We start from the raw sequence: 13,452 nt of genomic DNA on the forward strand, positions 1-13,452 counted from the left end.
CGCTGTTGATCTTTAGATCACTCGAGCGAAGCGAGTCTCGGAAAAAGGACGTTGCACCGGGCGTGGAGGCTTTCCAGTGCTCTCCTGAACAGTCGCAACGTGAGGGGCAACGTCCTTAGCGGCCGGGCCCCGGCTCGACCTCGGCGCCGCCCTTGACCGCCGTCTTCACCCGGGCGCGGGCGCCCACCACGGTCAGCTTCTGGCCGCCGCCCACATTGGCCCGGAGGTCCGCTTCCTCGTCCACAATAGCGCGGCGCACCCGCACGCCCGCGCGCACCACCACGTCGCGCAGCAACACACTGTCTTCCACGCTGGCGCCCTCTTCCACCACCACGCCGGGCGCCAGCACCGAACCGCGCACCGTGCCCGCCACCCGGCAGCCGTAAGACACGAGGCTGCCCGCCACCTTCGCGCCCTTTTCGAGCCGCGCGGGCATGCGCGGAATGCTGGACGTCAGGATGGGCCAGCCCGGGTCGTCCAGGGTGACGGCCCGGCCGCGCAGCACGTCCTGGTGGGCGCGCCAGTAGGCGTCGGGCAGCCCCACGTCCAGCCAGTAGCCACCCAGGTCGGTGGCGTGGGCCTCGCCGGCCTCGACAAACGCAGGAATCAGCTCGTCGCCAAAGTCGCCCAGGTGCCCGCCCTTGCCCTTGGCGGCGTGCAGGCGCTCCAGTTGCTTCAGCAGCTTTGGCGCGTCGTACACGAAGATTTCGGTGGTAATGGTCTGGCTGCGGGGCTGCTCGGGCTTGTAGGCGAATTCGGTGACCTTGCCGCCCGGGCCCACCTTCACCACACCGAAGCGGGAGGCGTCCTCGCCCTTGGGCACTTTGGTGGTCACCATGGTCACGGCGGCGCCGCTGTTCAGGTGTTCCTCAATGACCGGGCGGTAATCCAGCGTGTACACGTGGTCGGCCGAGAGCACCAGCAGCACGTCCGGCTGGTACTGACGAATCAGGCGGCGGTGGATAAACAGGGCGTCGGCGTTACCAGAGGCGAAGCCGCCCTCGGCCTCGGCGCCGCTGAAGGGCGGCAGCACCTGCAGGCCGCCGTGGGTGCGGTCCAGGTCCCAGGGCCGGCCGCTGCCCAGGTGGTCGTTCAGGGTGTGCAGCTCATATTCCTCGATCACCCACACGTCGCTCAGGCCGCTGTGGACACAGTTGCTCAGGGCAAAGTCGATGAGGCGGTAGGTGCCGGCAAAGGTCAGGGTGGGCTTGGCCCGCTCCTGGGTCAGCACGCCCAGGCGCTTGCCCTGGCCCCCGGCCAGGATAATCGCCAGCACGCGCTTGCCACGCACGCGGGTGCCGCGCCCGGTGGGCCCACTGCTCAGACTGCGGGAAGACGCCATGCCGCGAGTCTCGGGGGCGGGGCCAGGGAGGTGGGTGTGGGGGGCGTAAGGGAGGGTTTATGGGGGCGGCGAAGGGTGGGCGAGGAGATAGACGGCTTTCGGTGGAGGCGGATTAACCGGGAAAGACTTGAACAGCCAAAGGTGACTGTGGCCCGCCTATATGGCGAAAAACAACTACGGCTGCGGTAACCGTGCGGGATAGAGAGCTGGATTGATCCGGACTGGAAGCACAAGCATGAGGAGCTATTCCAACCGCTGTACCAGGAATGGGCAGCGAGCGTGCGAGATGGAGACGAGGCCGCCTTCCTGGCGCGAGGGGCCTCCCTTGCCAAATGGTGGGAAAGCGCGCCCGATCTATGGGCGTGGCTGTGGGGTGCCCTGCGTAGCTGGCTGGAGCAGGACTTGCGGAAGTGGCCACACCAGTTGCCCGAGCCGCCAGAGGTGCCGGAAAAGGTGCTGCAAAGGCTCGTGCAAGAAGTTGTGACGACTGAGGATCATGCGCTGGTGCTTGCTGCCTGCTCTGCGGGTGCTTGGAGCGGGCGCAAGAGAGAAGCCGCCCCACGTCCCAGAAGGGAGAGTGGAGCGGCTGGTAGTTGAGGCTCAGTTGCCGGAGGTGACCCAGAGTAGTCGTTGATTGGGGTTAAGTCAATTCCGTATACCTTTCAGCCATCTCGATTGCTCGAACAAGAGAAGATCTTAATTTCAATAGATCGCTTGCCTCTTCCCGATAAATTGGCGAAGACCAATCATAATCTTTCACGACCTTGACGATAAATCTTCCGACCTCACTGCCGTCCGGGTACCATCCTGCATCGACAATACATCTCCCACCGCTAAACTCAACTTGAAGCATATCTTCTCTCAGATAATCAATCTGCTCAACAATGCTCAATTCAAATACTAAATCCATCTCTATGTGAGCGATTCTTCCAGTGCCGTAATCCATATCAAGCACTCTCTTCATTTCTTTAGCCTCAAAAGCCTATCGTATTCGGCCTTAGTTATAGGATGTCCATGTATTGTATTTCCGCCGAGTTATACGCGCATCCATTTGCTAGGTATTCCATCGCCAGCACCTATAATTCCATTAAACTCCATAACTATCCATGGCTTCCCGGTGGTACCAGGTTTACCATATTTCCACACCATTCTCTCAAGCACTTCGATACTTACATCTGGCGCATACCTGGCCTCTCCGCCATTTTTGGTCGACTTCACTATGGCAGCCCAGCTCATATTTTTCTGAGGAAAATGTTTAAAACCGTGATTAGTCCATAGAATTTTCGGATCGCCCCAGTTATGCACCAACCAGCTGTCATTCCCAACGTAGTAGGTATGAGCCTCACTGACGGTGAGATTGAACATTTCCTGGGTCTTCTGAACGTTGATGACGTTGGCAACGAGACCAATGGTTCCATCGGCCTGCTTGATCTTGTCACCGATCTTGAGGTGACCGGCGCCAACCCACTTGTCGCTGAGCTCCTCATGCCCCTCCGGCTTGGGCCGGGGCTGGGTGTCAGAGCGCTCCGTGACGTAGAAGGGATGCCGCTCACGACCAGCCAAAACGCGTCCCGAGGGTATGTGACGCCTACCAGGAGCTTTTAAACGCTTTCCAGCAAGAAGGGGCACCTCAAGGTGCCCCTTCTTCAACGCTGAGAGGTTCAATCAACGTTCAGTGCGTCCAGACGCTTCAGAATTTCAGCCTGCTGCGCTCTCAGGGTCGCCACTTCCGCTTTGAGAGTCTCTGTCTCCGCTGTGAGGCGCGCTGTCTCCGCAGTTTTTTCCTCCAACTTCGCTTCGAGCTTCCGGTTCAAGCCCTGAATCGCGGCCAGGGCCACGCCTCCTTCGTCCAGAACCCCAATTGACGTGTCTTCCGTCCCCAGGTTGAACGCGGCCTTGAAGTCCTGCGCCATGGGTCCCAGGTGACGGCCCCCTGACGTGTCCCCCCTGTACTTCCAGGTTGTGATGGGCAACTTCGCCACTTTGTTCAGAATGGCGACGGGATCAACTGCCCTGAAATCCTGCTTCACATCCCGACTACTGGTGCAGGTCATCGTGCCCGTGCTGGCCGCGATATCACAGCCGGTTGTCAGGTCGCTTTTTGTTCTGAAGCGGAATCCACCAGCTGCACGGACCAGGAACTGGTTGTTGGCGGTTGCCAGCGCCGCTGAGTTGATGCTCGCGTCCCCCCACACAAAGGCGCCAGTTCGCCCATCCACATCCGCGTAGCGGCCCAGCGCCATGCTGTAATCCGCGTCGGCCACATTCCGGTACCCGATGGCTGTTGCCCCCTGACCATCGGCGGTGTTGAGGTAGCCAACAGAGGTACAGACGAACCCGGTGCAGGTGTTCTGCGAACCAGAGGAGAAGCCGAAATTGCCGTCTACTGTGCTGTTTGCACCGAAGCCCACGGCACTGGCACCCGTGACCGTGACCTGATCTCCGAAGGCAAAGGAAGTATAGTCATTCGCAATCGTGCGGTTCCCGCCGGCCCAGGAGTAAAAGCCGATATTGCCTTCATCGAACTCGCCGGCAGCAGACGCGCCACCGGCCCGGAACGCGCCCTTATAGGGATGCCACATCATGCGAATCCCTTCGCCGGAGGCGGGGATCAGTCCATATCCGAGGCTGCCAGCCGCAACGACGCCGCCGCCCCGCTGCACCCGAAACGCCGTAATCGTGGGGGCAGTCGCGCCGCCTTCCCAGGCTGGATGGGTGAGGGAATTGGCCGTACTGCCCGGGTCACTTGCGCCAAGCTTGCCGTTCATCGCGTCAATCAGGGTCTGGAAGTTGGCGGTAAGTTCAGAGGCTTTGGCAGGGGCACCCGCAACGAAAGGGTGAGGCAGGGTCAGGGTCTGGGCCAGCGCAACGGTGCTGCCCAGCGCAAGAAGACCAGCAGCAACTTTCAGGTAGGTACGTTTCATAGAAACCTCAAGGGGGATCAGGAAAAAGTGCGAGCTGTCGTGTCTTACTGCCAGTGGAATTCATCCAGCAAACTAACGTCGTACAGCGCCTGACACCGGTTTGAGGTCGTCGCGTAGCCCAGGAACACGGAGGGGGCATTCACGGGCCCAGCCACACGCCAGCCGCACTGATACGTGATGGCGGTTTTGCCACTGCCATACGTGCTGTCACCAAAGGTCATGACCTGGCTGGCACCTAAGGCCAGCGCCCGTGTGGTCACCGCCGCGTTGTCCTGCTGCTCGTCAAGACTCTGCGTAACGCGCGTTTCGCTGTCAAGCACGATTTCGAACAGCATACTGAAGGTGTACGGCTCTTCTTTGCTCTGGGCGGGCTTGGGGAAGCGCAGCGCCAGCGTGACCTGACCATCGTACTGATCTGCCGCTGGATTCGCCGCCAGTGTGCGGGCACCAGACGCACAGTTGCTGACGCAGCGCACCACGAACCCATACGGGAGCAGGTTCAGGTCCGGGCTGGTCAGGGTCGCCTGCAGATCCGCGACCTCCGTTTCCGGCAGGATCTGGAAGTCCATCTGGCTGTCGTTCATGACGACAGTCGTTCCCTGCAGGCTTCGGCCCTGAATAGGCATGACACTCTGCGCGAGGGCCACGGGATCGGTCAGGGGCGTGCCATCAAAGCGCCCCAGACTCCTCACAGCCGTGCCGCCATACGTGGGATGGCCTGACGCAGCGCCACCAGCGACCCCGAGTAAGGTGATGTTCTTCTGGGAAGTCGCGTACGGCGTCCCGTCCTGCTGGGCATTGCGGATGTTGAACGTGGCCCAGAGATAGCGGGTTCCGCGACCAAAACCTGTTGGGGTCGGTACGTCGAAACTGCCGGTGACCACGGACTTCATCTGAATGCCAGCCGACTGCTCCGTGAGGGCTTGCCCTTGCAGACCTGGGGGCAGGACCCGCACTGCGGCGCTCTGGAGTTGTGAGGTGCCGACCCCGGTGAAGGTCACCTCGACCAGGCCAAGGGATCGAGGGCCCTCAGGGGTGGAAGGGCCAGAAACTGGGCTGGGAAGAGGCACTGGTGTGGGGGCCCCGCAGCCAATCAACAGGGCGCAGATGGACGCCAGAAGAAAGGGGCGTTTCATGCGGAGCGCCGGCGCAAGAGGAGGATGGACTCGGTGCAGGGTATGGCGTGAATCCCCGTAGGACTGTTCGGCATTTATGAGTCTCCTGAAGAGATCATAAAACATATGAAGAGGAGGCTCAGCCAGGAATGTCACAGTACTGACTGCCGGTCACTCCGCAGCATCAGGGGAGACAACGCCCGCCAGGACCGGGGAGACGGGCAGACCAGGAGATTGAACACGGTGGAGGCCCAGTCGAAACACTGAGAGTGCACGGCGTCCATGTTTCTTGCGCTGTATACGGATGCCGCCCATTTCCGGAACATCCCGGAAAGAACTGAATGTTCTTCCAATTCCCGGACATTCGTCTCTTTGCACAGACACGCTACGGGCGCCGAATTTTCGTTGCCTGACGAGTTTTGACTGGTCGGCAGGGGATGCCCACCGCTGACCTTTACCTGCCACATTGTTGGACAGGCGCAAGTCTGCTGTCAGGCGGCGCGGTCTACTCTGCCGTGTGACTGCCGCTCCCCTTCCAGCAGATGAATACCGCCGCCTGCTCGATCTGGCGCGCTACCAGATTCTGGACACCGGCCAGGACGAGACCTTTGACCGCATTACCCGGCTGGCCGCGCGGGTGCTGAACGTGCCGGTGGCGGTGCTGAATCTGGTGGACCAGCACCGGCAATGGGGCAAATCCGCCTACGGTCTGGGCGACACCACCGCGCCCCGGCACGATTCTTTCTGCGCCTGGACCATTCTGGATGACCGCCCGCTGGTGGTGGAAAACGCCCCCCAGGACGCCCGGTTCCGCCAGAACCCGATGGTGACTGGCGCCCCGCACATTCACATGTACGCGGGGGCGCCTTTGATCTCGCCGGCCGGGCACCGCATTGGGACCCTGTGCGTGACCGATGACAAGCCGCATCCCCTGAGCCCCGGGGACCTGCAGGCCCTGCAGGACCTCGCGGCCATTGCCATGAATGAACTGGAACTGCGCCGCCAGCAGCTTGAGGCGCAGCACGACGCCCAGGCGCAGCGCCAGCAGGTGGCCGAACTGCGCCGCACCCTGGAACAGGCCCGCATTCTGGAAGGTGTGAGCAGCCTGATGGACCTGGACCTGGAGCCCGAAGCGGCCACCCTGGCGGCAGCCTCGCTGATCAGTGAGGCCATCGGCGCCGACTACGCCGGCCTGCTGACCTGGCACGGCGACAGCTTCACGGTGCAGGCCGCGCACCACCAGCCTGGCCTCCCGGCCCAGGTGCTGGCGCTGGCCGAGCAGTTGCCCCACCTGCCGGGCGGCGTGACCCGCACGCTGCGGGGCCTGGACCGCCCGCTGTACCTGGCCAACTACGCCGCTCACCCCCAGGCGCTGCCGGCACTGGTGGAAGCGGGGGTGGCCCAGGCCGCCTGGGTGCCGCTGGGCGAGGGCGAGGCTGGCCCCACCCTGCTGCTGGCCCTGCGGGTGCAGGGGCACGCGGTCACCGACTGGCGCGCCGGGGACCGCACGCTGCTGGAGGCCGCCGGACGCACCATTCGCCACGCCCTGCAGCGCCACGCGGCCCTGCAGCAGGTGCATGAGCAGGCCCGCCAGGACGCCCTGACGGGACTGTTCAACCGCCGGGCTTTTGACGAGGACCTGGACACGCGTGAGGCGGCTGGCGAGCCCTTTGCCCTGGCCCTGGTGGATGTGGACGGCCTGAAGGGTGTGAACGACACCGAGGGCCACGCACAGGGGGACCGCCTGCTGCAGGTGTTCGGCGCCGCGCTGGCCGCGCAGGTGGGCGAGGGGGGCGCGGCCTACCGCGTGGGCGGCGACGAGTTTGCCCTGCTGGTGCCCGACCAGTCCCAGGAAGAGTTGCTGGAGCGCATTGACGTGGCCATGGGCGCCGCGCAGCAGATCACGGTGCAGCGCACGGGCGCCAGCACCGGCGTGGTGCGCTGGAACGACGCCCCCAGCCGGTCCACCCGCCTGACCCTGGCCGATGAACGCATGTACGCCGCCAAACGCCGCCGCCACGCCACCCAGCAGCACTGATGGGCCCTTCAACAGGAGCGTTTGCATAGGGTTTAATCCGAGGGATGCGGGCAACAGCGGCCCGGGCTCTGGGGTGACCTGGGGTCCCACTGCATCCAGCCGGTGGGGCGCGCTTAAGGCCAGTCCCCCTGCGGCTGGGCGGGCGAATCTTCCCCCTGAAGGGTGAAATGCACCGAGGTCCCGCGCCCGGGTTCGCTGTCCAGCCACACGGCGCCGCCGTGCCGCTCGGCGACCTTGCGCACGATGGCCAGACCCAGGCCGGTGCCCTCGTAGCGGTCGCGCAGATGCAGGCGCTGAAACATTTCAAACACCTTGCCCTGGTACTCCGGCTCAATGCCGATGCCGTTGTCGGCCACCGTGAACTGCCACGCCCGGCCAGCCGGCTGCGCGCTCACGCGCACCTCGGGGCGCACGCCCTCGCGGCGGAATTTCAGGGCGTTGCCCACAAGGTTCTGCAGGAGCCGGGTCAGTTCTTCCGGGGCGCCCGACACCACGGGCAGCGGGCCCACCTGCACCTGCGCGCCCGCCGCCTGGGTGGCCGCGTGCAGCCGCGCCAGGGCCTCGCGCGCCACCTCGTTCATGTCCACGCGCCCAAACGGCTCGTGCACGGCGTTCAGGCGCGAGAACACCAGCAGGTCATCGATCAGCACCTTCATGCGCTGGGCGCCGCGCGTCACGATGTCCAGATACCGGCGGCCCTGGTCATCCAGCCGCTCGCCGTAGCGGCGGTTGAGCAGCTCCGAAAAGGAGGCGATGCTGCGCAGCGGTTCTTGCAGGTCGTGAGAGGCCACGAAGGCAAACCGCTCCAGCTCGGTGTTGCTGCGCGCCAGTTCCCGGTTGGCCTGCTGCAGTTCGGCCGTGCGCTCGGCCACCCGCTCTTCCAGGGCGGCGTTCAGCGCGCGCACCTCGGCCTCCGCGCGCTTGCGTTCGCGGATGTCGCGCGTCACGGTGGCCAGCGCCACCGGCTCGCCGGACCCCGGGTCGGTCACCACGAACTGGTTGGCACTCACGTCAATGGCCTCGCCGCTGCGAAAGTGCCGGAACCGGAAATCGCCCGTCCAGCGGCCCTGCGCGCGGGTGGCGGGCAGGATCACCTCCTGCACGAACGGCAGGTCGGCGCTCAGGAAGAGGTCGGTCACGCGCAGGCCGGGCACCTCAGCCTCGCCCAGACCCACCAGGGCGCGCCCCGCCGGGTTGATGTACTGCAGTTGCCCGTCCAGGGTGGCCATGCCCACGAAGTCGCCGCTTTCCTCAATCACCCGCGCCAGTTGGCGGGCCTGCTCCTCGGCCTGCTTGCGCGCGGTGATGTCGTTGAGCACCGCCACGGCGTATTCGAACTCGCCGGCCGGGCTGCGCACGGCTGAAACGGTGGTGCTCGCCCACACCACCTCCCCGGTTTTGCGCAGGTAGCGCTTTTCAATGGTAAAGGCCTCGTGTTCCCCCGCCACCAGGCGCCAGTACGGGTGGGCGCCGCCCTGGTAACGGTCATCCGGGTGGGTCACGTCCTGAAAGCTCAGGCTGAGCAGTTCGGCGCGGTTGTAGCCCAGCAGCGTTTCAGCCGCGCGGTTGACATCCAGCCAGCGGCCCTGCCGGTCGGTGCGGCCCACCCCCACGGCGGCGTGCTCCACCAGGGCGCGGTAGCGGGCTTCCCGGTCACGCAGCTCCTGCTCGGCTTCCAGCTGATCGGTGATGTCGGTGTGCACGCCCACCCATTCCCGGATGGTGCCGTCGGCATTGGTGACCGGCTCGGCCTTGACGTGAAAGTGCCGGTACCGGCCGCCAGCCACCCGCACGCGCTGGTGCACCTCGTAGATGGCCTGCTGCTCCACGGCGCGGTGCCACGCCGCCAGGGTGCGCTCGTAGTCCTCGGGGTGCAGGGCCTCGGCCCAGCCGTAGCCTTCATAGACCTCGCGGGGCTGGCCGGTGAGTCTGGCCCAGCCGGGCTGCTCGCCCAGCATGTGGCCGCTGGCGCTGTTGGTCCACACGGTCTGGCGGGTGGCGTCTACCAGCGAGCGGTAGCGCTGCGCGCTGAACTGCGCGGCCTCGTACAGCTCGGCATTGTCCAGGGCCAGGGCGGCGCGCTGCGCCAGTTCGCGCACCAGGTCCAGGTCATCGGGGCCGTAGGTGCGCGCCGGATGAGAGGACGCCACGCCCAGCACCCCCACCCGGCGCCCCCGCACGTTCATGGGCACCTGAATCAGGGAGTGCAGCCCCAGGTCGGCCACGGCCTCGCGCTGCGCCTGGGTGGGCAGGTTGTCCAGCAGCGCGGGTGGAATCACGCTCAGCAGCACGTCCTGGCCGGTGGCCATGACCCAGGCGCCGCTGCCCGGGGTGGTGGGATCGGAGGGAAAGCGGGCCAGCAGCTCCCGCAGCCGCTCCACCTTCGCCGGGTCCTGGTGGGCCACGGCGGCCAGGTGCAGGCCCCCGGCTCCGTCCGGCTGGTACACGGCGCACCAGTCGGCCACATGAGCAATGACCTGTGAGGTAATGCGCTGCAGCGTCTCTTGCACGTCCAGCGAGGACGCCAGCACCCGGCTGACTTCCGAGAGCACGGTGGCGCGTTCGCGGGCCCGCTGCTGGGCGTCGTGCAGCCGCCCGCGCTCCAGCGCCTCGGCGCACAGGTCGGCCAGCAGGCCCATGAAGGCCTGCCGCTCCGGGGTCATGGCCGTCTCGTCCCGGAACGACAGCGTGACCGCCGAGAGCACCTCCTGGCGCGCCATCAGGGGCAGGGCGGCGATGGCCCAGGTGTGCGGCTGCAACAGGGGCAGCAGGGCCGGAAACTGCGCGTGGACCTCCGGGAGCGAGGCAAAGATGGCCCGGCGCTCCTGGATGGCCTGGACCACCGGATACGCCGGGTCCATGGGAAAGCGCTGCCAGGTGTCCTGCAGCGGCTGGTCGTAGCCGGCAGCGCGCACCATGTAGAGCGTCTGATCGTCCACCACGTTGATCAACGTGCCGCCGTAGGCCCCGGTCACACGCAGGGCCTCGTCCAGAATCACGCGTTTGACATCGGCGCGACTGACCGCCCGGAACAGGGCGCGGGCCACGGTCAGCAGTTGCTGGGCCTGCGCGCCCGTCAGGGGAAAGGCGCCTGGGGCAGCGTCCTCGGCGGGGGGGAGCACCCCAGGAGTGTAGCGCCCCCAGCGCCCTGCGGCAGGACAGCTCAGCGGCGCGGCCACGATGGGCCAGGCCCGGCCGTGGTACCTTCCGGCTCTGTGAGGTCAGGTAACAGGCAGGACGTCAGGGCCAGCGCGCCCGGGGCCGTGGGCCGCCCGGAGGCGGCGCGGTGACCGCGCGTGCGCCGCTGAACCAGGACGCGGTGCTGGGCCTGACCGCCGAGGTGGCCCGGGGCCCGGTGCAGGCCCGCGCCCGGCAGACCGACGAGGAGGCGCGCTGGCCCGGGGAAAACCTGCGGGCCCTGCAGGCAGCGGGGCTGGGCGGGCTGGTGGTGCCAGCCGCGCTGGGCGGCCTGGGGCACGGCCTGCACACCCTCACCCGGGTGTGCGAGTTGCTGGGGCAGCACTGCGCGTCCAGCGCGATCACCTTCGGCATGCACCATGTGGGCGCGGCCGTGATGGCGGCCAAGGCCACGCCCGCGCAGCAGGCGCGCTATCTGGGCCCCATCTGCGCGGGCGAGCACCTGACCACCCTGGCCCTGAGTGAGCCGGGCACAGGCGCGCATTTCTATTACCCGCAGCTGGACCTGCGGGCGCGGGCAGGCGGCGGCTTTGAAGCCAACGGCACCAAGACCTTCGTGACCAACGGCGCCCACGCCGATTCCTATGTGGTCTCGGCCCGCTCTCAGGACGCTGATCTGGGGGATTTTTCCTGCTTTGTCCTGCCAGAAGGCACCCCGGGCATGACCTGGGGCGAGCCCTGGGCTGGCCTGGGCATGCGCGGCAATTCGGCGCGGCGCCTGGAGCTGCGCGGGGTGCAGGTGCCGGCCAGCGATCTGCTGGGCGCGGTGGGCGATCAGATCTGGTACGTGTTCAATGTGGTGGCGCCCTATTTCCTGATGGCCATGACCGGCACCTACCTGGGCGTGGCCGACGCCGCGCTGCGCGAGGCTATCTCGCACCTGAAAGCGCGCACCTACAGCCACAGTGGCCGCACCGCCGCCCAGGAAAACGTGCTGCAGTACCGGGTGGGCGGGCTGTGGAGCGAACTGGAACGCACGCGGCAGCTGGCCTACGCCGCCGCCCAGGCCGGCGACGCGGGCGACCCGGCGGCGCTGCCCGCGCTGCTGTCGTGCAAGGCTGCTGTGGCCGATACGGCCGTGCTGGTGGTCAACGAGGCCATGAGCCTGATGGGCGGCGTGACCTACCGCGATGGCAGCGCGCTGGACCGGCACCTGCGCGACGTGCGCGCCGCGCCGGTCATGTCGCCCACCACCGATCTGCTGCGGCTGTGGACCGGGCGCGCCCTGCTGGACCAGCCGCTGCTGGGGGAATAAATGGGCCTGATTCTGGGGTACGGCCTGCCAGAGCCCCTGCCCCCGGGCGTGAGCGGCGTGCCCAGCGCCGACGAGCTGCTGGCCCGGGTGCAGGGCGGGGGCGAGCCGGTGGACGCCGTCCTGCTGGGCACGGGCACGCCACAGGCGCTGCGAGTGATTCAGCGCCTGCACGCCGCCGACCGCCTGCTGGCCGTGCGGCTCCTGGGCCCGCCCGCGCCCGCACAGGCGCTGCTGCAGGCCGCGCGCTTTACTCCGCAGATTGGTCCCCACCTGGCCTGGGTGAACGAGCCGCCTGAGGAGCTGGGGCCCGCGCTGCAGGCTGCAGCTGCCCAGACCCGCACCCGCCGCGAGCACGCCCGGCAGGTGGCGCGCACGAACGCGCAGCTCTCCCCTGCAGCGGTGCCGGCGCCCGCACCCTTTCTGGAACACCTGCTGGACCAGGCCCCGCTGGGGGTGGTCACGCTGAACCTGCAGGGGCAGGCGGTGGACTGGAACCCAGCCGCTGCCCGCCTGCTGCCCGAGCTGCGTGCGGGCCTGAACCTGCGCGCGGCGCTGCCGGCGTTCCCGCCCGGGCCGGTGCCGGGGGCCGTGCGGCTGGAGCGCCCGCTGGGCGGCGAGCGGCAGGTGCTGCGCGTGCACCTGAGCGCCATGCAGCGGCCCGCGCACGGTCCGGGCCTGCTGGCGCTGCTGGAAGACATCACCGCCTTTGTGCGCGCCGAGGAAGAACGCGACCGCGCCGGGGCCGAGCTGCGCGCCCTGAACCAGACCCTGGAAGCGCGGGTGGCCGAGCGCACGCAGGCCCTGGAGGCCCAGACGCAAGCCCTGGAAGCGCAGACGCGGGCGCTGGAAGCACAGACGCTGGCCCTGCAGCGCTCCAACAGCGAACTGGAACGCTTTGCCTATGTCACCAGCCACGACCTGCAAGAACCGCTGCGCACCATCACCAGTTTCACGGCGCTGCTGGTCAGCCGCGCGGGGCCGGGGCTGGACCCCAGGACGGCGCAGTACCTCCGCTTTATTCAGGAGGGCAGCGCGCGCATGAAAGCGCAGATTGACGATCTGCTGCACTACGCCCGCCTGAACGCCGGGCCCCGGCCCCTGCGCCCGGTGCCGCTGGCCGAGCCGCTGCAAGAAGCCCTGGACCGCCTGCAGGCCCTGGCCGAGGAGGCGCAGGCGCAGTTTGAGGTGGAGCCGCTGCCCACCGTGCTGGGCGACGCGCCGCAGCTGGCGCAGCTGCTGCAGAACCTCGTGGGCAACGCGCTGAAGTTCCGCCGCGAGGGGGCAGCGGCCCGGGTGCAGGTCTGGGCGCAGCCGGGCCCGGCCCCGGGGCTGTGGCGCATTCAGGTGCGCGACAACGGCATCGGCATTGAGCCGCAGTATTTTGGGCGCATCTTCGAGATGTTTCAGCGTCTGCACCGCCGCGAAAGCTATAGCGGCACCGGGCTGGGTCTGGCCATCTGCCGCAAGATCGTGCAGGCGCATGGGGGCGAGATCGGGGTGGAAAGCGAACCCGGCGGGGGCAGCACCTTCTGGTTTACCCTGCCCGCCGCGTGAAGGCGGCGCAGGGCGTGAACCCCGGG

The 13,452-nt window shown here is 67.0% G+C and carries 9 protein-coding genes; 3 read left to right on the forward strand and 6 right to left on the reverse strand.

All coding sequences use genetic code 11. The annotated features are described in order from the left end of the window. Window positions 1-115 precede the first annotated feature (115 nt). The 5 genes from C8263_RS14045 to C8263_RS14060 form a co-directional block, all read right to left on the reverse strand. Complete coding sequence (locus C8263_RS14045) at window positions 116-1,342, reverse strand: glucose-1-phosphate adenylyltransferase family protein (protein ID WP_107138765.1); 1,227 nt, start codon at window positions 1,340-1,342, stop codon at window positions 116-118. 640 nt (window positions 1,343-1,982) lie between these two features. Next, entirely contained in the window at window positions 1,983-2,306 is a 324-nt protein-coding gene (locus C8263_RS18980; protein WP_146160697.1) for a hypothetical protein, read from the reverse strand. Between the two features lie 71 nt (window positions 2,307-2,377). Further along, entirely contained in the window at window positions 2,378-2,905 is a 528-nt protein-coding gene (locus C8263_RS19495) for a polymorphic toxin-type HINT domain-containing protein (RefSeq protein ID WP_233218824.1), read from the reverse strand. Between the two features lie 98 nt (window positions 2,906-3,003). Continuing rightward, window positions 3,004-4,266 (reverse strand): tail fiber domain-containing protein, encoded by a 1,263-nt coding sequence (locus C8263_RS14055; RefSeq protein WP_107138766.1) that lies wholly within the window; start codon window positions 4,264-4,266, stop codon window positions 3,004-3,006. 44 nt (window positions 4,267-4,310) lie between these two features. Further along, entirely contained in the window at window positions 4,311-5,267 is a 957-nt protein-coding gene (locus C8263_RS14060; RefSeq protein ID WP_146160698.1) for a hypothetical protein, read from the reverse strand. A gap of 631 nt (window positions 5,268-5,898) precedes the next feature. Between C8263_RS14060 and C8263_RS14065 the strand changes: the two genes are divergently transcribed. Beyond that, the gene (locus C8263_RS14065) at window positions 5,899-7,419 is read left to right on the forward strand and encodes a sensor domain-containing diguanylate cyclase (RefSeq protein ID WP_107138768.1); all 1,521 of its coding nucleotides are present in this window, start codon (window positions 5,899-5,901) and stop codon (window positions 7,417-7,419) included. A 113-nt stretch (window positions 7,420-7,532) separates the two neighbouring features. On the opposite strand, the gene C8263_RS14070 is transcribed toward C8263_RS14065, so the two are convergent. Further along, window positions 7,533-10,541 (reverse strand): PAS domain S-box protein, encoded by a 3,009-nt coding sequence (locus tag C8263_RS14070; protein ID WP_146160699.1) that lies wholly within the window; start codon window positions 10,539-10,541, stop codon window positions 7,533-7,535. Window positions 10,542-10,705: 164 nt separating this feature from the next. Here C8263_RS14070 and C8263_RS14075 point away from each other — a divergent pair, with 164 nt between their 5' ends. Together C8263_RS14075 and C8263_RS14080 are read left to right on the forward strand one after the other, a co-directional pair. Further along, window positions 10,706-11,872 (forward strand): acyl-CoA dehydrogenase family protein, encoded by a 1,167-nt coding sequence (locus tag C8263_RS14075; protein ID WP_107138770.1) that lies wholly within the window; start codon window positions 10,706-10,708, stop codon window positions 11,870-11,872. Then, window positions 11,873-13,426: a sensor histidine kinase gene (locus C8263_RS14080; protein ID WP_107138771.1), complete on the forward strand. Its 1,554-nt coding sequence runs from the start codon at window positions 11,873-11,875 to the stop codon at window positions 13,424-13,426. It abuts the gene before it with no gap. The last annotated feature ends 26 nt before the right edge of the window (window positions 13,427-13,452 follow it).

Origin of the sequence: Deinococcus arcticus, assembly GCF_003028415.1 — a bacterium.
Taxonomy (GTDB): Bacteria; Deinococcota; Deinococci; order Deinococcales; family Deinococcaceae; genus Deinococcus; species Deinococcus arcticus.

Bases quoted from the DNA above. Each gene is read 5' to 3' on its own strand.
- C8263_RS14045 (WP_107138765.1), bottom strand. From the start codon at position 1,342: ATGGCGTCTTCCCGCAGTCTGAGCAGTGGGCCCACCGGGCGCGGCACC.
- C8263_RS18980 (WP_146160697.1), bottom strand. From the start codon at position 2,306: ATGAAGAGAGTGCTTGATATGGATTACGGCACTGGAAGAATCGCTCAC.
- C8263_RS14055 (WP_107138766.1), bottom strand. From the start codon at position 4,266: ATGAAACGTACCTACCTGAAAGTTGCTGCTGGTCTTCTTGCGCTGGGC.
- C8263_RS14080 (WP_107138771.1), top strand. From the start codon at position 11,873: ATGGGCCTGATTCTGGGGTACGGCCTGCCAGAGCCCCTGCCCCCGGGC.